The organism is Mesorhizobium sp. M0983 (assembly GCF_040318975.1).
In the GTDB taxonomy this organism is placed as follows: Bacteria; Pseudomonadota; Alphaproteobacteria; order Rhizobiales; family Rhizobiaceae; genus Mesorhizobium.
Genome location: NZ_JAMYNH010000029.1, coordinates 1 through 21,045 on the forward strand (window position 1 = coordinate 1; position 21,045 = coordinate 21,045).

Consider the following 21,045-nt stretch of genomic DNA (forward strand, 5'->3'; position numbering starts at 1 on the left):
CAAGACGTCAAATCCCCCGCAAACAAGCGAACAACCGCCGCAACCCCGCCGCCGCAAGCTTTTGCTCATGACTGCGCAACAGGTCCACAAGGGGAGAAGGGAAAGGCAGCCCTATCGCACCGGCGCTCCATAGACTGGCGTCGGAATGCCTTCCATGCGCGCCTTGATCTGCAGCGCCACGAATTTTGAATAGAAGCGCGACAGCGCAAGATTGCCGCCGTGGAACCACAGCGCTTCCTGCGCTGTCGGCTTCCACATGTTGCGCAACTCGCCTTGCCACGGACCCGGGTCGCCTTTCACGCCCGAGCCAATCCCCCAGCACGGCCCGACCTTGTCGGCGACTTCGCGCGAAACGATCGCCGCCACTGTCTCGTTCATCGAGAGATAGCCGGTGCAGGCGATGATCGCGTCGGCCGCCAGTTCCGTGCCGTCGTCGAAGAGGATGCCTGTCGGCGTCAGCGACTTGATCCCGACGCCGCTACGGATGCCGATCTCGCCGTCGATGATCAGATCGCAGGCGCCGACGTCGATGTAGAAGCCCGAGCCGGTGCGGTAGGCCTTCATCAGGAGCCCAGTCTCGTCGTCGCCGAAATCGATGGCGAAGCCGGTGCCGCGCAAGCGGTCGTAGAAAGCCGCGTCGCGCGCCTTGATGACGTCGTAAAGCGCCCGCTGGCCTTGCGGCAGCAGCGCGAACGGCGTCGAGGCGACGATCATGTCGGCCTTCTCAGTGGTGATGCCGCGGGCCAGCGCCTTTTCCGAAAATATCTCGAAACCGATCTCCATCAGCGTGTCCGACTTGACCACCGTCGTCGGCGACCGCTGGACCATCGTCACCTCGGCGCCGCTCTCCCAGAGATCGACGCCGACGTCATGGCCGGAACTTGCCGCGCCGATGACGGCGACCTTTTTGCCGCGGAATTTCTCGCCGCTGGAATACTGGCTGGAATGCAGGATTTCGCCGTTGAAGACCTCGGCGCCCGGCAGGTCGATGCGCCTGGGCGGGCCATAAGCACCGGTCGCGAAGACGATGTGCTTCGGCTTCAGCGTGATGCGCTCGCCGGCGCGGTCGAGCTCGACCGTCCAGACCTTTTCGGTCTCGTCATAGGAGGCACTGACGCATGTCGTGGAGGTCCAGTAATTGAGCTCCATGACGCGCGTATACATCTCCAGCCAGTCGCCCATCTTGTCCTTGGGCGTGAACACCGGCCAGTTCTCGGGAAACGGGATGTAGGGCAGATGGTCGTACCAGACCGGGTCGTGCAGCACGAGCGAGCGATAGCGCTTGCGCCAGGAATCGCCGGCCTGGGCGTTCTTCTCGATGACGATGGCCGGCACGCCCAATTGCCTGAGCCGCGCCCCCAGCATGATGCCGCCCTGGCCGCCGCCGATGACCAGGCAATAGGGCTGCTGGCTAACGCCGAGGTCACGCGCCTCGCGGCGCCTTGCCTCCAGCCAGGTTTCGCGTTCCGGATCGGCCTTGTGGCGGACGCCCAGCGGCCGCGCCGGGCCTTTGCGCTCTTCAAACCCCTTGAGATCGCTCATCGCCGTGAACAGCGTCCGGCACTTGCCGTCCCTGAGGCGCATGATGCCTTGGCCCCACGCCGATGACGTCTCGAAAGAAAACCAGGCTTCGATGGTGCCTTCGTCCGAAGTCGCTTCGCCGCTGAGCTGCCATTGAGCAGGCCTTGTGGTTGCCAGCGTCGCCGCCAGCATGTCGCGGATCGCGGCCGCCCCCTCCATCGTCTTGATGTTCCAGGTGAAGGTCAAAAGATCGCGCCAGTAGCAGTCCTCGACGAACAGATTGGTTGCGGCCTCGACGTCGCCCGCTTCGAGCGCTCGCGCAAAAGAACCGAGCCAGGTGGCCGCCTGTTTCGACGGTGAGATGTCGAGCATCTATCCTCCTCGTCGACCAAGAGTGCCAGAAGCCGCGCAAAATTCGGTAGGGCCAGTACAAAATTCAGAAGGGATCGTAGCCATCTACTCCCGTTATAACGGCTCCTCGGCGGTTGCCAGGTGGGACCATGATTTCCGTGCCGTTGTCAAATCTGACCCGAACCGTGTCCTCCAAGGCTACTTCTACAAGTCGCGTTCCGACCAAAGCCCAGATTAAGCTTAAATCGCCGCTACGGTTATCCGGTTTTATCCAGACGTCAGGCCCTCCGTCGTAGGCCACCTTGAATAAAGTCCAGAGTTGGACGGTAACGCCAGCAAACTCCAAGTGCACTGAGTCGTTCTCGAGAAGCACTCTGATCAGCTCGTTTCCAACCCACGAGTCACGCATAGCGCATCTTCTAGCAACCTTTCTCCCTGCTGTCAGGCCCGCGCGCGGGCCTGATCCGAACCGCTATCCAGCCATGCAAGATCGTCCGGCGAAAGTGAGATGTCGAGCGCCTGGAGGCTGTCTTCCAATTCGTCGAGCGAGCGGGGCCCGATCAGCGGGACGGACGGGAAGGGCTGCGCCAGGACGTAGGCGAGCGCGACGTGGATCGGGCTTTTGCCCAGCCGCTTGGCGAGCTCGATGGCACGGTCGCGACGGCCGAAATTCTTGTCCGAGTACCAGACCCGGACCAACTCCTCATTGTCGCGCCGGTCGCGGCCGGCGCGGTCGGTGAAGAAGCCGCGGCCCTGGCTCGACCAGGCGAAATTCGGCATCTGCCGGGCGGTGAGCCAGGCCTTCCACGCGTCGCTGGAGGAGGTGACACAGCCTGCCCAGATCGGCTCCAGCATCTCGGCCAAGGAGAAATTGTTGGAAAGCGCGCCGGGCTTCTGCTTGCCGGTGCGCTCGGCATAGGCAATCGCCTCGTCCATGCGTTCCATCGTCCAGTTCGAGCCGCCGAACGGACCGCGGATGCGGCCGGCCTTGACCTCGCGGTCCATCGCATCGACGAATTCGTCGACCGGCACGTCCGGATTGTCGCGGTGCATGAAATAAACGTCGATATGGTCGGTCTGCAGCCGCTCGAGCGACTGGGTGAGCTGCTCGCCGATGACGTCGGGATAGCAGAGCGGCGAGTGCGCGCCCTTGCCGATGACCACGGATTGCTCGCGCACGCCGCGGTTTTTCAGCCATTGGCCAAGCAGGGTCTCGGTATAGCCGGAACCGTAGACGAAGGCGGTGTCGAACAGATTGCCGCCGGCCTCGAAATAGGCGTCGAGCAGGATGGCGCCCGACGAAAAGGTGCGGAAATCCTCGAAGCCGAGCGCCAGGCACGAGGCCCGCCGCGGCAGGCCCGGAATGCTGCGCTTGGAGATGGCGGTCCCGCCGGAGCGCAGCTTCCGTCCGGAGATCGTGTTGACGCGCTTTGCCGGTTTCTCGATGTCGTATTCGAGCCCGATCGCGGCACGCCATTTGTCGAGCACGCGCAGATTGCCGAGACTCTCGGCCCAGCCCATGCCGGGCCAGGCGAACTCCTGCTTCCCGCCGAGAATGGCCTCGCCGGCGGCGTCGACCTCGAACGCGTAAAGCCAGCCGTCCTCCTTGACCTCGACCACCTCGGTGTTACCCGGACGGATGATGCGGATTTCGCCGGTGCCGCCTTGCTGGCCGCCGGCATACCAGAAGTCCGCCACCTCGATGCGGCCTTTGCTGCCGAGAATGCGCAAGACATTGTCCTGAGCGAGCGAGATGCTGCAGGAGACTTCCGCGACGATGCCGCCCGGAAAATGCAACAGCGCCGACGCCCATTCGTCGACACCGGATTGGCCGAGATGCGCAGTACCCACCACTTTGTCCGGCTCGGCGAAGGGCTTTCCCGCCGCGGCGCCGGCAATCAGCCGCGCCATCGACACGGGATAGCCGCCGACATCGAGGATGCCGCCGCCGGCAAGATCCTTGGCGTAAAGCCGGTGCTCCGGCATGAAGCCCGGCATGGCGAAGCCGAAGCTGGATTTGATCATCTTGATCTCGCCGATCGCACCGGCACTGATCAGCTCGACCAGCTTGGCCGTCTGCGGATGCAGCCGGTACATGAAGGCTTCGCCGAGAAAGGTGCCGGCCTTGCGCGCCGCATGGATCATCGCGTCGGCCTCGAAGGCGGTCAGGCCAAGCGGCTTTTCGCAAAGCACATGCTTTCCGGCCTCGGCTGCCTTGATCGCCCATTCGGCATGGCTCGGATGCGGCGTCGAAATATAGATCGCGTCGACATCCGGATCGCCAAGCAAAGCCTCGTAGCCGTCGAGGATGCGGGCGCCGGGGAAAGCCTCGGTGAGCCCGGCCTTGCCGGGATTGCGCGCCCCTAAGGCGACCAAGGTGCCGGTGCGCGAATGGGCGACGCCGCCGGCAAAGGCCTTGGCGATGTTGCCGGGCCCGAGAATGCCCCAGCGAATTTTTTCTGGTTTGGAAGTCATGTCAAATCTCCGTGGGGTGGCCGCGAGCAATCGCGATCGGACAAAAGAAAGATGGGTTAGCGAATGCGTGCGCCGGTGGCGTCGAAGAGAAGCGAGCGGTCGGCCTTGATCGACACCACCAGGTCGTCGCCGTTGGCGCGATGCCGTGAGGCCTCGCGCTCGATGATCAGTTCTTCGCGCCCGCCCCCGGTCCCGGAATTGGCATAGACATAGCTCACCGATCCCAAGTGCTCGGCGACGTCGGCCTTGAGGGTAAGGTCGCAATCGCCCTGGCCGGCGTCGAAGAAATGCTCCGGCCGCACGCCAACCACGACATCGCCGCCTATCGCAGGCAAGGCATCGGAAAGCGGCTTGCGCAGTCGCACGCCGCGATGGTTGACCAGCTCCACGATCGCCGCGCTGTTGTCGGTTCCGACCACTTTCGCCGCCAGAAAATTCATCTTCGGCGAGCCGACGAAGCCGGCAACGAAGCGGTTGGCGGGGTCGTCGTAGAGATCGAGCGGCGCGCCGATCTGCTCGATATTACCGGCGTTGAGCACGACGATCCTGTCGGCCAGCGTCATCGCCTCGGTCTGGTCGTGCGTCACATAGACCATGGTAACGCCAAGCTCCTTGTGAAGGCGCGATATCTCGACGCGCATCTGCACCCGGAGCTCGGCATCGAGATTGCTGAGCGGTTCGTCGAACAGGAACACTTGCGGCTCGCGCACGATGGCGCGGCCGATGGCGACGCGCTGGCGCTGGCCGCCCGACAATTGCCGCGGCCGCCGCTTCATCAGCTCGGCGATGCGCAGGATTTCGGAAGCCCGCTTCACCCGCCGCTCGGTATCTGCCTTGGGGTTGCCGGTCATTCTCAGGCCGAAGCTCAGATTCTGCTCAACCGTCATGTGCGGATAGAGCGCGTAGGACTGGAACACCATGGCGATGCCGCGATCGGCCGCCTCGACGTCGTTCACCACCTTGCCGCCAATGGCGATCTCGCCGTCGCTGATGTCCTCGAGCCCGGCGATCATCCGGAGCAGCGTGGACTTGCCGCAGCCGGAAGGGCCGACGAAGACGACGAATTCGCCGTCATCGATATCGATATTGGCGCCGTGGACGATCTCGAAGACGCCGAAGCGCTTGATGACGTTTTTGAGTGTGACTGCCGCCATGCTGATCCTTACTTGATAGCGCCGGCGGCGATGCCGGCGACGAAATGGCGCTGCAGAAGCACGAACACGACGAGCATTGGCGCCGTCAGCATCACCGCGCCCGCCATGATGCCGCCCCAGGACACCTTGGTGAGACCGATCAGCGTGCCGAGCGCCACGGGCGCGGTCATTGCGCCCGGCTTGGAATTGATCAGCAGCGGCCAGAGATAGTTGTTCCAGGAGGCAAGGAACAGGATGATGGCGAGCGCTGCCAGCATCGGCCGCGCCAGAGGCAGTGCGACGAACAGGAATATCCGCCATTCCTTGACGCCCTCGACCTTGGCGGCGTCGAACAGTTCGTGCGGCATCATCGAAAAGCTCTGCCGCATGAAGAGCACGCCCAGCGAATTGAACAGCGGCGGCACGATCAGCGCCACCCAGGTGTTGGCGAGCTTGAAGTCGCGCGCCACCATGATGAATTGCGGGATCAGCACGACCGCATAGGGCAGCGTGATGGTGCCGAAGATGATGGCGACGACCATGCCCTTGCCGAAGAAGTTGTAACGCGCCAGCGCCCAGCCGGCCATCGAGGTCAGCATCACCGACAGGAAGGTGTAGGTCACCGCCACCGAGACGGAGATGCCGATGGCACCGATGAAATTGGTGCCGCGCTGCAGATTGCTGACATTGTCGAGGAAATTGCCGTGCGGCAAAAGCTCGATGTCGGGGCTGAAGATGCCGTTGTCGGGCATCGTGGAAAAGACCACCATCATCCACAGCGGAAACAGCCAGACCAGCGCCAGCGGCGTCAGGAACAGATGCAGCGCGATGCTGCGGCCCAATCTGGCCTGGGAACGGCCGACCCGGGAATGGCCGATTGGGGAGCGCGAGGTCATTTCGGTTCCCTCGTCAGCCATATCTGCACCAGCGAAATGGCAATCGCCAGTCCGGCCATGGTGTAGGCGATGGCCGAAGCGTAGCCGAAATTGAGCGACCGGAAGCCCTGGCGATAAAGCAGCAGCCCGAGCGTTTCGGTGCCGCCGCCCGGCCCGCCGCGCTCGGTGATTAGGAAGGGCTCGGTGAACAGCTGCATGGTGCCGATGATCGACAGCACGGCGCAGAACACGATGATCGGCTTGAGCAGCGGCAGCGTGATGTAGAAGAACTGTTTGACCTTGCTGACCCGGTCCAGGGTCGCCGCCTCGTAAACATCCTCGGGGATGGACTGCAGGCCGGCGAGCAGGATGATGGCGTTGTAGCCGGCCCAGCGCCACGTCACCGCCATCATGATGACCGCCATCGCCGGGGTGACGTTGGTAAACCAGTCGACGTTGGGCAGGCCGATGCTGTTCAGCAATTTGTTGATGATGCCGTAGTCCAGATTGAACATCAGCCGGAAAACCGCCGAATAGGCGACCTCGCCGACCACGACCGGCGCGAAGAAGGCAAAGCGGAACAGGCCACGCGCCTTGAGCAGCGGCGAGTTCAAAAGCACCGCCATCACAATCGCTAGCGAAATCATCACCGGCACCTGGATGACAAGGATCAGCAATGTGTTCTTCAAGGCATTGAAGAAGGCCGGATCGCCGATCAGCCGGCCCCAGTTGAAGGTCGGCGCGAACCGCCACGGCACGGTGCGCGTCGCCTGGAACGAGATCAGGAAGGAATCGATGATCGGCCACAGCCAGAAGATCGAGAAGATCAGCAGATAGGGCGCAAGGAAGCGATACGCCGTGGCGTTCTGGTAGCGCATCGTTCTCCTCCTTTCTGCTTTCGCCTGCTGGGGCGCGCGGTGTTGATGTTTCAGGTGATGCGGCGCCGCAAACGGCGGCTTGTTCGAAGGCCGGTGCCGCCCCTCATCCGCCTGCCGGCACCTTCTCCCCGTAAGTGACGGGGAGAAGGGGCTGGGCCGCAACGCTGGTGACCCCCTCTCCCCGTTCTTCACGGGGAGAGGGTAAGGGTGAGGGGCAGCGCAAGCGCCCGGTAACTGACTCTGGGATCATTCCGTGTCAGATCACGACTTGACCGGCAGGCCGGTCGCCGCGGCGATCTGGCTTGCGGCATCGTCGAGCGCTGCCTTGGCGTCGGGATAGCCCCCGGCCAGATATTTGGTCTGCACCGCGCGGATGATGATTTCGGCGTCGCTCTGGAACGGCGTACCGCGGCTGGGGACGACCTTGGGCAGGGTGCCGAGGATGTCCTTCCACACGGCTTGGCCACCCCAATAGGGCAGGCCCTCGGAGACATAAGGGTCGTTGAGCGCCGAAATCAGCGACGGCACCAGGCCGAAGCCTTTCAGCATGGTGATCTGGCCCTCATTCGTCCCTAGCGTGTATTTCAGATAGGCGTAGGCGGCTTCCTTGTTCTTCGACACCGAGGTGATGGCGAGCGAGGAGCCGCCGAGATTGGCGGCGCGCGGACCGTCGGCGGTCAGGCTCGGCATCAAATAGACGCCCCATTTGCCTGTCCCATCGGGCGATTCGGTGCGCACAGTGCCTTCATACCAGCCGCCATACATCTGCGTGGCGACCTTGCCGGCGGTGTTGTTGGTGATCTTGGTGCTCCAGTCGGCAGAGGAAATGATGCCGGCGTCCTTCATCTCCTTGATCTTGGTCATGGCATCGACGCATTTGGGCTGGTTGACCGTGATCGATTGACCATCGGCGGAGAAGTAGGCGCAGCCCTGCTCGTTGGAGATCATGCGGAAGAATTCGGAATCGCCGTTGAAATCGGCGTTGGTCATCGTGACGCCGGGATTGGCGGCCTGGATCTTCTTGGCGGCAGCGATGAAATCGTCCCAGGTCTTGATCGAGGACGGATCGACGCCGGCCTTCTCGTAGAAGTCGCGTCGGTAGAACATCGCCACCGGCCCCGAATCCCACGGCATCGCATAGGCCTTGTCGTCCACCTCGAGCTCGGTGCGCTTGAAGTCGGGGAATTTTGCCTGGTCTTCCGCGGTGTAGCCGAGCGTGTGCAGGTCGACGAAGCAATCCGGGAACTGGCTCCAGTAGTTTTCCGCTTCGCCGTTCTCGATCGTCACGATGTCCGGCAGGCCCTCGCCACCGGCGGCACAGCCGGCGATCGACTTGTCGTAGGTCGGCTGGTTGCCGAGGTCCTCGACCGTGACCTTGATGTCGGGAAACTGCTTGTTGAAGCCCGCTATGGTGGCCTTCAGCGACGAAGCGGCGATATTCCAGCTCCAGATCGTGATTTCACCGGACTGCGCAAAGGCCGGGCTGGAGCCCAAGGCAAGCGCGAGCGCGGCGCAGGTCAATTTTATGCGCATTGAAATCCTCCCATTTCAGTTGCTCTCTGTTTGCGAGCGTGGCTAGACTAGGCCTCGGGAAAGCCTTGTCCGCGACAAAGGGAATAAGAAATGAGCGGAAAGTAAGATGCCGGAAAGGCCGTTTTACCAGCCTGGCGCCAGCAGCGTGGAGGGCCTGCCGCTGCTGCTGCAGATGTTTCACACCCAGCCCCTGGTGATGCTCAAGCCGCATTGGCACGCCCAGGTCGAGGTGAATTTCATCGTGCGCGGGGCCGTGCATTACCGCATGGACGGGCACGAGCTTTCGCTCTCTGCTGGCGACATGTGTCTGTTCTGGGGCGGCCTGCCGCACCAGATGGACGAAGCCTCCGACGATGCCATCTATGCCGGCGCGCATCTGCCGCTGGTGCATTTCTTCCGGCTGCATTTGCCGGTCGACGTCCGCAACAGGCTGATGACGGGCGCGACGCTGGTAACCGACGCCACCGACCGGTCGGACGACCACAATTTCGAGCGCTGGAACCGCTATGCCCGCTCCGGCGACCCGGTCAAGGCCGAGCATGCCGTCAACGAGCTTTTGCTGCGGCTGGAGCGGGTGCGCTTCGAGCCTTACCGGCTCGCCCCCGAAACCCCGGTCGAACAGGAGATAGGCAGTCCCTTCGATCAGCAATCGCTGCGCAATGTCGGGCGCATGTGCGACTTCATCGCCGAGAATTTCCTCTACGAGATCGATTGCGTCGACATCGCCGCGGCGGCCGACATCCATCCCAAATACGCCATGAGCATCTTCAAGAAATCGACCGGCATGACGCTCAACGAATATGTGAATCTGCTGCGCCTCAGCTACGCGCAGGCGCTGCTGATGCATCAGGATGCCAATGTACTGCGCGTCGCCATGGAATCGGGCTTCGGCTCGCTCAGCGCCTTCAACAAATCGTTCCGCAAGCTTGCCGGCATGTCGCCGTCGGATTTCCGCAGGGGCGTGGCCGGCGCCAGGTAAGGGCACCGGCTGGATTCAGCCTATAGTCCCCAGGCGCCTCGGCAAGCGGTTCATCGGCAGCGGCCCGTTCGCGGTGATCAGGAACTGGTCTTCGAGATTGAAGCTGGCGAGACCGTCGATGTAGAGCGGGATCTCGAATGCCAGCACCATGCCAGCTTCGATCACGACATCGCTGTCGGCCGAGATGAACGGCCATTGCTCGGAAAACACGGAATGGCCGACGCTGTGGCCGAAATGGCCGCGGCGATAGGAACGCAGGCCCTGGCGCGCCAGGCTTTCGCTGGCGGCGCGATGCACGCCGGCGAACGGCTTTCCGGGCATAAGCGCGGCAAGCCCATCGGCGAAGGCGCGCTCGGCTATCGCATGCAATTCGGCCTGTTCGGGCGACGGCGGCCCGAAGGTGAAATTCCTCGACATGTCGGAGGCATAGCCGTTCACGCTGCAGACCATGTCGGCCTTCAGCGGATCGCCGGCGGTGGCTGCCACATCGGCGCTTTTGGGCCGAGCGCCCAGTGTGACGTATTCCGCCGTCGAGATTTGCAGCGAGGACCCGGCGGCTGCTTCGGCGACGCCTTGCCGGTAGAGCGCGACCAGCTCCGACTGACGCATGCCGGTCGCCGCATGCTGCTGCAGTCGCGACAGGCCGGTTTCCGACAGGACGATGCCCTGCCGCAGAAGGTCGATCTCGCTTTGCGATTTGATTGCCCGCAGCCTGTCGAGGATCGGCGAGCCGTTGACCAGGGCCGTGCCGGGCAACATCGCCTGCATCGCGGACAAATCGCTGGCCGAGACAAAATCCAGCTCGATGCCGAGCGTTGCACGCTCCAGCCCGAATTCGGCGAGCATCGTCTTCAGCTCGCGGACAGAGCGGGCAAGCTCGAAGGTCGCTGGACGTGCAAAACCGGGGGCGCGGCCAACCAGGCCGGCCTCGATGCGCTGCGCAACGGGCCGGCCGGCCGTCGCCGGCTCAAGCGACGCGGATTCGATCCAGATCGGATGCGTGCGCACCACGGCATCCGCCACCGCCGCCCGGAGCTGGGCAGCCTGGAAATCGGCAACCACTACGCCGATCGGCAGGTCGTCTCGTCTCGGGATGACCACGAAACCGGCGCCGGCCCGGCGGAACAGGCCGGCCGGGCCGATCCAGGCGCCGGTGGCATATTGGAATGCCTCAGGCTCGCAAAGCACCAATGCCTCGATATTGGCACGCTGCATCAGGTCTGTTGCGCGTTCTCGGTCGACAAAGCCCGTCACGGGATCTCCTCGCATGCAATCGAATCCGACGCCGATGCGGCGGCGTTTGGCCTCAGCGTAGCTTCAGGGCCGCTGTGGAGCAGCTTTTTTCTGGAAGCGCTGTTGACCTGCCGACCCTAAAAGCGCGTTGCGTTCGACCGGCCTCATGCGACGCGCTTCAGGTTCTTGTTTCATGCATGTCGGTGTCGCAAAACCGCTGCACAGTTTTGCGCGACATGCATCAAAGGCCTTGAGAGTTCGAACGCCAGGCGGGGAAACGAAAAAAAGCCGCGGCGAACCACGGCTTTCAACGCGACAAGTTGTCAGTTTCGAATGCTTACTCGGTTTCGTCAGAGGTGTCGTCGGCAGTGTTTGCCGCGTCTTTCGCGGCCTTCCTATCCAGCGCTGCCTGCAAGGCCAGGGTGGCCTGCGGTGAGGCCGGTGTCGTGGCAACGACCGCCATTGCATGAGCAACTCCGGTCGTCGACTTGTCCTTGGCCGCGGCCGAGGTGGCGGCTCCGTGTCCCTGCGAGCCGGCCCCAGCCGAGTTTCCGCCGTTGCCGTGGCTGCCGCCATTGCCGTTCCCGCCGCCATTGCCGCCGGGGGCAGCGAGGACCGGAGACGCGACAAGGGTGAGAGCGGCCGCCGCTGCGAATAGATAGGTGCGCGTTTTCATAATTCCTCCTTCGAGTGGCCCTCCCGCCAGGATGGGTTCCAGTGAGAAACGTGAGGACTTTCCAAAGTGGAGCCCGCTGTCCAACAAGTTCCGTTCAAATAGAGCATTCTGCAAGACGGACCTTGGTCCGAGGACGACACGCAAAAGTCCTGAATTCTATCTGCAGCGTACTTGGCGCGACCGCAGCGCCTGCTGGCAAGTGCGACCTGTGCCGCCCAAATGCGAAAAAGCCGCGGCGGACCGCGGCTTTTCGATGCTTGATTTCCCTTGAGAGAAACTGGAGCGGGTGAAGCGATTCGAACGCTCGACCCCAACCTTGGCAAGGTTGTGCTCTACCCCTGAGCTACACCCGCTCGCGCGGCTTTCGGGCCGCAAGCCGCGCCTATATGGCTGAAGAGCGCGGCGATTGCAACAGGGAATTCGCAGGCTTTTTGCTTCGCCGGCAATGCGGACAAGCCGTCCCGCGACACGTCGCAAGGCAATCACCCCTGCATTGCGCGACGGGCTTGTCTTGGCCGCATCATTGGCCGTAAACGGCGTAGGCCGAACAAGCCGTTGAAAGCGGGCCATCAGAAGAAAGACCGATGCCGAAGACCGAAGCCGACCTTTTCGCCTTTCTTGCCGGACTCGGGATCGAGGTATCGACACAGCGGCATCCGCCGCTGTTCACTGTCGCCGATTCGCAGGTGCTGCGCGGCGAGATCGCCGGCGGCCACACCAAGAACCTGTTCCTCAAGGACAAGAAAGATAATTTCTTCCTGGTCAGCGTCGGCGAGGAGGCGGTGGTCGATCTAAAGCAGATCCATCATCTGATCGGCGCCGCGGGCCGCGTGTCTTTCGGCCGGCCGGAGATGCTGATAGAGCTTCTCGGCGTCGTCCCGGGCGCGGTCACCGTTTTCGGGCTGATCAACGACACGGAGCGAAGGGTCAAGGTCGTTCTCGACGAGGAGCTGATGAGCCATGCTGTGGTCAACGCCCACCCGCTGACCAATGAGGCGACGACTTCCATCGCCGCCACGGACCTGGTCAAATTCGTCGAGGCAACCGGACATGATGCTGTTATCTTGAAAGTCTCGGCATGATCGCCACATGGGTGACTGAGACCGGGGTGACTGAAACCGGGTTCTGAAGAAGGATGTTGCGCCCGTCCCTTGGCCGGCGGCGCGACCGAAAGGGCGACGAGATGAGCGATAGCAACCCCTTTGGCGGGCCATTTGGCAGCAATGGCGGTCAGTATGCCACCACCGTGCAGTATGGCGGCACCGATGCCGCGCGTGAGAAGGTCGCACTTGCGGAGGTGCCGGCCGACGTCATCAGGGACACCACGACCGCTGGATTTGCCGCCGACGTCATCCAGGAATCGCGCCGCCAGCCGGTGCTGGTCGATTTCTGGGCGCCATGGTGCGGCCCCTGCAAGCAATTGACCCCGCTGCTGGAAAAGGCGGTGAAAGCCGCCGGCGGCAAGGTCAAGCTGGTCAAGATGAACATCGACGACCATCCATCGATCGCCGGCCAGCTCGGCATCCAGTCGATACCGGCGGTCATTGCCTTCAAGGACGGCCAGCCGGTCGACGGCTTCATGGGCGCCATTCCCGAGAGCCAGATCACGCAATTCATCCAGAAGGTCGGCGGCAAGGATGGTGGCGCACCGCAAGTGGCCGAGGCGCTGGCCGCGGCCGCCGAGGCGCGCGAGGCCGGTGACGTGCAGACCGCGGCCGACATCTACGACGCTATCCTGGAACAGGCGCCGGAGACGATCGAGGCGATCGCCGGCTTGGGCGATCTGCTGTTCGAGGCCGGCGATACCGAAGGTGCCGATGCGATGCTGGCGCGGGCGCCGGAGGCAAAGAAGGATGCGCCGCAGCTCGCCGCGCTGCGCGCCAAGATGGCGCTCGCCGCGCAAGCAGCAGTGCTCGGCAATCCGGCGGAACTGGAACGGCGGCTGGCCGAAAATCCCGGGGATCACCAGGCGCGGTTCGAGCTTGCGATGATCCAGAACGCCAAGGGTGATCGCATGGCGGCGGCCGACAATCTGCTGGCGATCATCAAGGCCGACCGCTCGTGGAACGACGATGGCGCCAGAACCCAGTTGCTGCAGCTCTTCGAGGCATGGGGCATGACCGACGAGGCAACGCTGTCGGCACGGCGCAAACTGTCGTCGCTGCTGTTTTCCTGAGCCGGCGCAGACTGTTTTGTCCGGCGGGCTTGCGGTCGGCGGCGGCTGCGCCAGATTAGGTTTTCGGACGGCATTCGATTTCGGGTTTCCGGTGTCGCGCCTTGTGCCGGCCGGGAGGAGACGGGTTTGGTGCGCTTCCTGACGAAGCGATCGGAGGATTGAGGTGCAGGCGGGAAACGCGCATTACCGACTCGCTGCGGACTTACCGTCGACCATGCCGATCTTTCCGCTTGAGGGCGCATTGCTGCTGCCGGGAGGCCGCATGCCGCTCAACATCTTCGAGCCGCGCTATCTGCAGATGGTCGATGAGGCGATCGCCGGGGCGCGGCTGATCGGCATGATCCAGCCCAGCCTCGACGGTGCGCTGCGTCCCGACGGCGAGCCGGAACTCTGCAATGTCGGCTGTGCCGGGCGCATCATCGCGCTGTCCGAGAGCGGCGACGGTCGTTATCTGATTTCGCTGCAGGGCGTGTGCCGGTTCCGCATTGTCCAGGAACTCACCGTCAGGACGCCGTTTCGCCAGTGCCGGTTGGCACCCTTTCTCACCGATCTCGACGACGACCAGGCGGAAGCCGAGATCGACCGGCCGGCGCTGCTCAAAGCGTTTCGCGCCTATCTGCAGGCCAACGATCTGGAGGCCGACTGGGAAAGCGTCAGCCGCGCCGAAAACGCCATGCTGGTCAACGCGCTGTCGATGATGGCGCCCTACGGGCCGGCCGAGAAACAGGCGCTGCTCGAAGCGGCCGATCTAAAGACACGCGCCGAAACGCTGATCGCCATCACCGAAATGGCGCTGGCGCGCGACAATGAGGATTTCGGTTCGAGTTTGCAGTAGGCTCTTGCCTTCTCCCCTTGTGGGAGAAGGTGGATCGGCGCGTAGCGCCGAGACGGTTGAGGGGTGCTGGACGGAGTGCCCTCGGTGCCAAGCTGGAACACCCCTCATCCGACCGAGATTCGCTCGGCCACCTTCTCCTACAAGGGGAGAAGGGAAGTCCGCGCGCGAAACCCCGAAGCGGTTGCCTTGTGGAAGGACGGATCGAATGGCGGATGGACGTGACGGGAACAGGACTGTCGATCCCAAGCTGCTGGAACTGCTGGCCTGCCCGCTGACCAAGGGGCCGCTTGCCTGGGATCCGGAGCGCGGCGAGCTTGTCTCGCGGGTGGCAAAGCTTGCCTATCCGGTGCGGGACGGCATTCCTATCATGCTGCCATCGGAGGCGCGGGTCATCGCCATAGACGATGCCATGCCACCGCCGCGCCTGGGTGGCTCGGAATAAGGGCCGCTCCGCAGCGATCCTTCGCGCCCCCCTTGTCCTGCCGTCATCAAATTCCGCACCGCAGCAACGCTCTGACGAAGACAGGGGGCCTATTGAAAATTGCGTCCCTTGGGCATGACCTTCTCCGCCTTTCCCAATAATTCCGTTTGCGCGATGCTGCCCGGCCGAGCCTCGTCTGTACGGCTCGAAGGCTCAGGTCCTGCCTCTTCCAGCAGCACCGACAGCCACGGCGTCAGATCCTCGACCTTCTCGGCGACGATATGGATGACGTCCGATTCCGATTGCAGCTTGCCGGTGACGCGGATGAGACGTGCGCCCATGACGATGGGGCGGAAGCGGTCGAAAGTCCTTTCCCAGAAAATGATGTTGGCGACCGCATTCTCGTCTTCCAGCGTCAGGAAAATCGCCTTGCCATTGCCCGGCCGCTGCCGCACCAGCACGAGGCCGGCGACCGAAACGCGCCGGCCGTCCCGCACCTGGCCGAGCCGCGCATTGGGCGTGACGCCGGACCGATCCAGCCTTTGACGCAGGAAGGCGACCGGGTGCGCCTTCAGCGACAGGCCGAGCGAGCGGTAGTCGTGGACGACGTGCTCGCCGAGCGGCATTGTCGGGAGCCGGGTTTCAGGCTCGAGATCGCGCAAGCGGATCGCCGGCTGATCGAACAGCGGCAGCTTTTCGGCGGCACTCTTGCCGTCGAGCGCGCGGACCGCCCATAGAGCGTTGCGGCGGTTCAATCCAAGCGAGCGGAAGGCGTCGGCCTGCGCCAGCTTTTCGATCTCGTCGACGTTGAGGCCCGAGCGCAGCCAGACATCGCGCACGGATGTGTAGCCGTCGCCGCGCCTCACCACAAATGCTTCCATGCGCTCCTTCGACAGGCCTTTGACCTGGCGAAAGCCAAGCCGGACGGCATGGCTGGTCCGGATGACACCGCGCATTTGAACATGGCGGTCGAGAATGCGGGCCGGATCGAAAGGCGATTGCTCCAAGGCGCAATCCCAGCCGGAAAAGTTGACGTCGACCTCTCGGATCTCGACGCCATGATCATGCGCGTCGCGGACAAGCTGAGCCGGCTGGTAAAAACCCATCGGCTGGGAATTCAGAATCGCGGCGCAGAACACGTCGGGATAGAAGGTCTTGAACCAGCAGGAGGCATAGACCAGCAGGGCGAAGGAGGCGGCATGGCTTTCGGGAAAGCCGTATTCGCCAAAGCCCTCGATCTGCTTGAAGCAACGCTCGGCGAAGTCTTTTTCGTAGCCCTTGGCAACCATGCCGTCGACCATCCTCTTGCGGTAATTGCCGATCGTGCCGGTGCGCTTGAAGGTGGCCATGGCGCGGCGCAATTCATCGGCCTCGCCCGGCCTGAAGCCGCCGGCAACGATGGCAATCTTCATTGCCTGTTCCTGGAACAGCGGCACGCCCAGCGTCCTGCCGAGTATTTTTTCCAGTTCCGGCTTCGGGTATTCGGGCTTTTCCTTGCCTTGCCGGCGGCGCAGATAAGGGTGGACCATGTCACCCTGGATCGGGCCGGGCCGCACGATTGCCACCTCGATGACGAGATCGTAGAAGTTTTTCGGCCGCAGCCGCGGCAGCATCGACATCTGCGCGCGCGATTCGATCTGGAAGACGCCGATCGTGTCGGCGCGGCAGATCATGTCGTAGACATGTTTGTCCTCGGCCGGGAGAGTGGCCAACACATAGGGTTGGCCATATGCGTCCCGCGCCTCGGGATAATGATCCTGGAGCAGGGTGAAGGCGCGCTGCAGGCAGGTCAGCATGCCGAGCGCCAGCACGTCCACTTTAAGGATTTTCACCGCGTCGAGGTCGTCCTTGTCCCACTCGACCATCTTGCGCTCGTCCATCGCCGTCTTGACGATGGGTACGATCTCGTCGAGCCGGTCCCTTGTGATGACGAAACCGCCGACATGCTGCGACAAATGGCGGGGAAAGCCCATGATCTCGTTGGCGCATTCGATCACATGCCTTGTCGAGGGATCGGTCTGATCGAGGCCGCCGGCTTTTGTCTCCTTTTCGCCGAGCTCCGAGGTCGACCAGCCCCAGATCGAACTGGACAGCGCGCTCCGGACGTCGTCCGACAGGCCCATCGCCTTGGCCACTTCGCGCACCGCAGAGCGGCCGCGGTAGCTGACGACGGCGGCGGCCAGCGCGGTGCGCTTGGTGCTGTATTTGGAATAGATGTACTGGATGACCTCCTCGCGCTTTTCATGCTCGAAATCGACATCGATGTCGGGCGGCTCGTTTCTTTCTTCGGAAATGAAGCGCTCGAAAAGCGTGTCGATCTTGTCCGGGCCAACTTCGGTGATGCCGATGCAGAAGCAGACGATCGAGTTGGCGGCGGAGCCGCGCCCCTGGCAGAGAATGTTCTGGCTGCGGGCGAATTTGACGATGTCGTAGACAGTCAGGAAATAGCGCGCGTAGTTCAGGCGCTCGATCAGAGCGAGCTCCTCCTCGATGCGCTGCGTCACAAAAGCGGGCACGCCCGAGGGGTAGCGGATGGCGGCCCCCTCCTTGGCCAGCCTTTCCAGCTCGGCCTGTGGCCCGAGGCCCGATTCCGTCGGCTCGTCGGGGTAGTTGTATTGCAGGTCACTGAGCGAGAAGCTCAGCTCGCCGGCAAAACGCAGCGTTTCCGCCAGCGCTTGCGGATGCCTGCGGAAAAGCCGTGCCATCTCCAGCGGTAGCTTTAAATGACGCTCGGCATTGGCCGCCAGTTCCAGCCCCACCTCGGCGACGGGCACATTGAGGCGGATCGCCGTCAGCACGTCCTGCAGCGGGCGCCGTTCCGACGTATGGTAGAGCACATCGTTGGTCGCCATCAGCGGGATGCCGGCCAGTTCGGCCATCGCCGCCGCCTGCTCGATACGGAAGCGGTCGCTGCCGCGGTAATCCGGCGAAACCGCAAACCGCAGGCTTTCGCCGAAGCGATCCGTGAGCCGGCTAAGCACAGCAAGGCTATCGGCCGCGCCCGTCGACACATCCGGCAGGATGGCCAGCGACAAGAGATCGCCCCATTCGAGAAGATCGCTTTCTTTGAGAAGCGTTGCTCCCTTTTCGTTTTCGTCGCGCAAATTGGCCTGCGTCAGCATGCGGCAGAGATGGCCCCAGCCCTTGCGGTTCTGCGGGTAAGCGAGAATGTCCGGCGTGCCGTCGCAAAATACCAGGCGGCAGCCGGGATGATAGGAAACACCCTCCACCTTGGCCTGCTGCCAGGCGCGCACGACGCCCGCCACCGTATTGCGGTCGGCGAGCCCGATCGCTGAAAACCCCATGAATTTCGCCGCGACCACCAGCTCCTCCGGTTTCGAGGCGCCGCGCAGGAACGAGAAGTTCGACTGGATGCCGAATTCGGCATAGGGAACGGCTGTCAGCGCATTCATGCGAAGACTCCATGCATGAACCAGCGCGGAGCGGGCTGCGAGGCGCCGTAGAGGCCTTGGCGGTAAAGCCAGTAACGGCGGCCGTCGGCATCCTCGATGCGGAAATAGTCCCGGGTCGGCGCATCTTCCCGTCCCGCCGCCTCTCGCCACCATTCAGGCGCAATGCGCTCCGGCCCTTCGGCGCGCGCGACCCGGTAGAGCGCGCGCCGCCAGCGGAAGTTCAAAGGTGGGCCTTCCGGCATTTCGGTGGCCGGCACCTCGATCGGCTCGGGCGAACGGAAAAGCCGGATCGGCCGTTCCGGCTGGAAGACGGTCGTGGGAGCATCCTTCACCTTGTCCGGCTGCTTCGGCGGCGAGCTTCTCTGCGGCGCTTCGGCGAAGGGAATGGCGGCGACGGCGCGCTCCGGCAGATGGCTCTCGACGGCGACCGGCTTCAAGACCGCGCCTTCGCCGAGCCGGGCGCGGATGCGGTCGGCAAAAAGCGCGATGTCGGCGCCCCCGTCGTTCGTCTCGCCGGCAAGGTCTGCCTGCTGCATGTCGAAGGCGGCGGCGGTCAGCACCGAGAGGCGCACGAGATCGAAACCATAGCCGGCGTCGATATCCTGTTCGAGCGCGGCAAGCCTTTCGTGAAACAATTTCTGGATCAGCAGCGGCTCGCGCAAAGGTCGCGAGGTGCCGACGGCGATGCGGCTGACGCCGCCATCGACGCGAAAGAGCAGCAGCGCCAGCCGCCTTGCGCCCTCGCCGCGACGCTCGAGGTCCTTCTTCAATGTGGCCGCCAGCATGCCTGTCAGCCGCTCGATGTCCTCGGTCAGCATGATCGGCTCGGCGAGGTGGCGTTCGACCGAAAGCGGCGCGACCGGCAGGCGCGGCGACACGGCTTCGTCGAGGCGGCCGAGCGCCTGGTCGAGGCGCAATAGCAGCGATGCGCCGAAGCGGCGGGCCAGCGGCGCGCGCGGTGCCGCCATGACGGCGCCCGCCGTGCGCAGGCCGACGCTTTCGAGGCTGGCGCGGACCTCTGGATCGATGCGCAGTGCCGCCAACGGCAAGGGCGCGAGAAGCGCTTCCTCCTCACCATCGGGAACGATGCGGTCGCCGGCAAACCGCGCCGCCGCCCAGGCCGAGCCCGGCGTGGCGGCAAGCCCGGCGCGGACATCGAAGCCCTGATGGAAAAAACGCGACAGGATGTCGTCCAGCATCGAGCGTTCGCCGCCGAAAAGATGGGTGCAGCCGGTGACGTCGAGATAGAGGCCATCGGCCCCGTCGAGCGCCACCAGCGGGGTATAGCGGTCGCACCAGTCGGCGAGGCCTTCGAGCAGGCGCCGGTCGGCTTCCGGATCGGCCTCCACGATGTCGATCGAGGGATGCATGGCGCGTGCATCGGCTATGCCCATGCCGCGTTTCAGGTTAAGCGCTTCGGCCCGCTCGTCGAGGGCGGCGATGCGCTGGGCGTTCCGGTCGCGGTGACTGATCACCAGCGGCAGGTGATCCGACGGCCGGGAACGCCAGGACCGCCCCAGGCGCTGCCGCAGGATCCTCTCGGCGGCGAGATGTGGAAACCACAGGGACAGGATTCTTTGCCCATTCCTCGCCCCGTCTTTCTTCGAATATGCGTTCATCGGGGTTCCACTCCAGTGTGAATTTTCCGGGCAAGGCAGTGCGGCTCTTGCCGATGGTGATGGTGAAGGCGGGCCGGCCGATCGAGCCGGCGAGCGGCCCGGCGATCGTCTCGCGCGCTGCCGCCGGTGCCGCCGACAGGATGAGGCGGACGGGCGCTGCCGTCGGCTCGGGCTCGCCGGCCTGGCGCAGCAGGAAAAGCGGCCGGCCGGCACTCTGCGCCCGGGCGTGCAGCCGCCGCGTCGCGGTGAGATCCAGCCGCTGCGGGTTGCCACGGATTTCGAGGATGACTGCGGCCAGCGCCGTCATCCTGGCGGCCTCCTCGGCGACCCACAGCGCATCGAGCAGCCTTGGCGCCTCGGAAAACAGCAATTGCTCCGGCTCGATGCCGAAGAAGGCGTGAAGCCCCCCGGCATAGGGAAAGCCGGCCTCGCGGAAAACCTCGGATGTGCCGATCCACAGCACCGGCAGTCGCGGCCCCTGGCTGAGGATCAGGCTGATGAGCGACAGGACAAAACCGGCGACTGCTCCGGCATCGCGGGTCGCGGCGCCATGAAACTCGCTCAGCGCCGCCTTCGGCAGGCCGCCGCTCAGCGCAGCATCGAGGCGCTCGGCACCGGTGCGCAAAAACGCATCGGGCGGCGCCACGGCGAGGCCGCGACGGACAATCGTCAGATTCCGAGCGGGTGTCGGATTCCGAGAGGATGCCAGACTCTGGCGAGGCACATCCGCGTCAAACGACGAACCGGCCGGCGCTTCCAGGCGCTCGGACAAGGTCCCTTCGATCTTCGCGATCTGGCGGCGCAGGGCAAAAACAGTCTCCCGCGCCACGGCGCTTGTCGCCATGACGGTCAGCTTCCACTCACAATTGTTCCTGTTATGTTCCTATAGATTCCAGAGGGCGGCCAAAGAGTCAAGCGGAGTCATGG

16 protein-coding genes and 1 tRNA gene are annotated in these 21,045 nt (G+C 63.8%); 5 read left to right on the forward strand and 12 right to left on the reverse strand.

Annotated elements, in window-relative coordinates; translation table 11 throughout:
- Window positions 1-111 precede the first annotated feature (111 nt).
- The 6 genes from NKH71_RS29600 to NKH71_RS29625 form a co-directional block, all read right to left on the reverse strand.
- The gene (locus NKH71_RS29600; RefSeq protein ID WP_023720567.1) at window positions 112-1,893 is read right to left on the reverse strand and encodes an NAD(P)/FAD-dependent oxidoreductase; all 1,782 of its coding nucleotides are present in this window, start codon (window positions 1,891-1,893) and stop codon (window positions 112-114) included.
- 420 nt (window positions 1,894-2,313) lie between these two features.
- Window positions 2,314-4,347 carry an aldo/keto reductase gene (locus NKH71_RS29605; RefSeq protein WP_352791712.1) on the reverse strand — a complete coding sequence of 678 codons (2,034 nt, stop codon included), beginning with the start codon at window positions 4,345-4,347 and terminating at the stop codon, window positions 2,314-2,316.
- Between the two features lie 56 nt (window positions 4,348-4,403).
- Window positions 4,404-5,501 (reverse strand): ABC transporter ATP-binding protein, encoded by a 1,098-nt coding sequence (locus tag NKH71_RS29610; RefSeq protein ID WP_023720570.1) that lies wholly within the window; start codon window positions 5,499-5,501, stop codon window positions 4,404-4,406.
- An 8-nt stretch (window positions 5,502-5,509) separates the two neighbouring features.
- Window positions 5,510-6,376, reverse strand: a complete 867-nt coding sequence (locus NKH71_RS29615) for a carbohydrate ABC transporter permease (RefSeq protein WP_352587971.1) — start codon at window positions 6,374-6,376, stop codon at window positions 5,510-5,512.
- The gene (locus tag NKH71_RS29620) at window positions 6,373-7,233 is read right to left on the reverse strand and encodes a carbohydrate ABC transporter permease (protein WP_352481102.1); all 861 of its coding nucleotides are present in this window, start codon (window positions 7,231-7,233) and stop codon (window positions 6,373-6,375) included. The genes NKH71_RS29615 and NKH71_RS29620 overlap by 4 nt, the downstream gene beginning before the upstream one ends.
- A gap of 261 nt (window positions 7,234-7,494) precedes the next feature.
- Window positions 7,495-8,766, reverse strand: a complete 1,272-nt coding sequence (locus tag NKH71_RS29625) for an extracellular solute-binding protein (protein ID WP_352496003.1) — start codon at window positions 8,764-8,766, stop codon at window positions 7,495-7,497.
- 106 nt (window positions 8,767-8,872) lie between these two features.
- Here NKH71_RS29625 and NKH71_RS29630 point away from each other — a divergent pair, with 106 nt between their 5' ends.
- The gene (locus tag NKH71_RS29630; RefSeq protein WP_023720574.1) at window positions 8,873-9,745 is read left to right on the forward strand and encodes a helix-turn-helix domain-containing protein; all 873 of its coding nucleotides are present in this window, start codon (window positions 8,873-8,875) and stop codon (window positions 9,743-9,745) included.
- Window positions 9,746-9,760: 15 nt separating this feature from the next.
- Here the strand turns inward: NKH71_RS29630 and NKH71_RS29635 are convergent, their stop codons facing one another.
- The 3 genes from NKH71_RS29635 to NKH71_RS29645 all read right to left on the reverse strand — a co-directional run bounded on the left by NKH71_RS29635 (window position 9,761) and on the right by NKH71_RS29645 (window position 12,007).
- Window positions 9,761-10,999, reverse strand: coding sequence for a M24 family metallopeptidase (locus NKH71_RS29635; RefSeq protein ID WP_023720575.1), 1,239 nt, complete (start codon window positions 10,997-10,999; stop codon window positions 9,761-9,763).
- A 316-nt stretch (window positions 11,000-11,315) separates the two neighbouring features.
- Window positions 11,316-11,654, reverse strand: coding sequence for a hypothetical protein (locus NKH71_RS29640; RefSeq protein ID WP_023720576.1), 339 nt, complete (start codon window positions 11,652-11,654; stop codon window positions 11,316-11,318).
- A gap of 278 nt (window positions 11,655-11,932) precedes the next feature.
- Window positions 11,933-12,007 (reverse strand) — tRNA-Gly (locus NKH71_RS29645).
- A gap of 231 nt (window positions 12,008-12,238) precedes the next feature.
- Here NKH71_RS29645 and NKH71_RS29650 point away from each other — a divergent pair.
- The 4 genes from NKH71_RS29650 to NKH71_RS29665 all read left to right on the forward strand — a co-directional run bounded on the left by NKH71_RS29650 (window position 12,239) and on the right by NKH71_RS29665 (window position 15,107).
- Window positions 12,239-12,736, forward strand: a complete 498-nt coding sequence (locus tag NKH71_RS29650) for a prolyl-tRNA synthetase associated domain-containing protein (protein ID WP_023720577.1) — start codon at window positions 12,239-12,241, stop codon at window positions 12,734-12,736.
- Between the two features lie 101 nt (window positions 12,737-12,837).
- Window positions 12,838-13,830 carry a thioredoxin gene (gene trxA, locus NKH71_RS29655; protein ID WP_023720578.1) on the forward strand — a complete coding sequence of 331 codons (993 nt, stop codon included), beginning with the start codon at window positions 12,838-12,840 and terminating at the stop codon, window positions 13,828-13,830.
- A 163-nt stretch (window positions 13,831-13,993) separates the two neighbouring features.
- Entirely contained in the window at window positions 13,994-14,665 is a 672-nt protein-coding gene (locus NKH71_RS29660) for an LON peptidase substrate-binding domain-containing protein (RefSeq protein ID WP_023720579.1), read from the forward strand.
- A gap of 205 nt (window positions 14,666-14,870) precedes the next feature.
- Window positions 14,871-15,107 (forward strand): Trm112 family protein, encoded by a 237-nt coding sequence (locus NKH71_RS29665; RefSeq protein ID WP_023720580.1) that lies wholly within the window; start codon window positions 14,871-14,873, stop codon window positions 15,105-15,107.
- Between the two features lie 89 nt (window positions 15,108-15,196).
- Here the strand turns inward: NKH71_RS29665 and NKH71_RS29670 are convergent, their stop codons facing one another.
- From NKH71_RS29670 to NKH71_RS29680, 3 genes are read right to left on the reverse strand one after another with little or no spacing between them, the layout of a single operon-like run.
- Window positions 15,197-18,499, reverse strand: a complete 3,303-nt coding sequence (locus NKH71_RS29670) for an error-prone DNA polymerase (protein WP_352895761.1) — start codon at window positions 18,497-18,499, stop codon at window positions 15,197-15,199.
- Window positions 18,496-19,974, reverse strand: coding sequence for a DUF6504 family protein (locus NKH71_RS29675; protein ID WP_352587983.1), 1,479 nt, complete (start codon window positions 19,972-19,974; stop codon window positions 18,496-18,498). The genes NKH71_RS29670 and NKH71_RS29675 overlap by 4 nt, the downstream gene beginning before the upstream one ends.
- Window positions 19,907-20,962 carry an ImuA family protein gene (locus tag NKH71_RS29680; protein WP_352481094.1) on the reverse strand — a complete coding sequence of 352 codons (1,056 nt, stop codon included), beginning with the start codon at window positions 20,960-20,962 and terminating at the stop codon, window positions 19,907-19,909. The genes NKH71_RS29675 and NKH71_RS29680 overlap by 68 nt, the downstream gene beginning before the upstream one ends.
- Window positions 20,963-21,045: the final 83 nt, after the last annotated feature.

Excerpts from the sequence above, each read along its gene's own strand:
- NKH71_RS29600 (WP_023720567.1), bottom strand. The coding sequence starts at position 1,893 with ATGCTCGACATCTCACCGTCGAAACAGGCGGCCACCTGGCTCGGTTCT.
- NKH71_RS29605 (WP_352791712.1), bottom strand. The coding sequence starts at position 4,347 with ATGACTTCCAAACCAGAAAAAATTCGCTGGGGCATTCTCGGGCCCGGC.
- NKH71_RS29610 (WP_023720570.1), bottom strand. The coding sequence starts at position 5,501 with ATGGCGGCAGTCACACTCAAAAACGTCATCAAGCGCTTCGGCGTCTTC.
- NKH71_RS29615 (WP_352587971.1), bottom strand. The coding sequence starts at position 6,376 with ATGACCTCGCGCTCCCCAATCGGCCATTCCCGGGTCGGCCGTTCCCAG.
- NKH71_RS29620 (WP_352481102.1), bottom strand. The coding sequence starts at position 7,233 with ATGCGCTACCAGAACGCCACGGCGTATCGCTTCCTTGCGCCCTATCTG.
- NKH71_RS29625 (WP_352496003.1), bottom strand. The coding sequence starts at position 8,766 with ATGCGCATAAAATTGACCTGCGCCGCGCTCGCGCTTGCCTTGGGCTCC.
- NKH71_RS29630 (WP_023720574.1), top strand. The coding sequence starts at position 8,873 with ATGCCGGAAAGGCCGTTTTACCAGCCTGGCGCCAGCAGCGTGGAGGGC.
- NKH71_RS29640 (WP_023720576.1), bottom strand. The coding sequence starts at position 11,654 with ATGAAAACGCGCACCTATCTATTCGCAGCGGCGGCCGCTCTCACCCTT.
- NKH71_RS29650 (WP_023720577.1), top strand. The coding sequence starts at position 12,239 with ATGCCGAAGACCGAAGCCGACCTTTTCGCCTTTCTTGCCGGACTCGGG.
- trxA (WP_023720578.1), top strand. The coding sequence starts at position 12,838 with ATGAGCGATAGCAACCCCTTTGGCGGGCCATTTGGCAGCAATGGCGGT.
- NKH71_RS29665 (WP_023720580.1), top strand. The coding sequence starts at position 14,871 with ATGGCGGATGGACGTGACGGGAACAGGACTGTCGATCCCAAGCTGCTG.
- NKH71_RS29670 (WP_352895761.1), bottom strand. The coding sequence starts at position 18,499 with ATGAATGCGCTGACAGCCGTTCCCTATGCCGAATTCGGCATCCAGTCG.
- NKH71_RS29680 (WP_352481094.1), bottom strand. The coding sequence starts at position 20,962 with ATGGCGACAAGCGCCGTGGCGCGGGAGACTGTTTTTGCCCTGCGCCGC.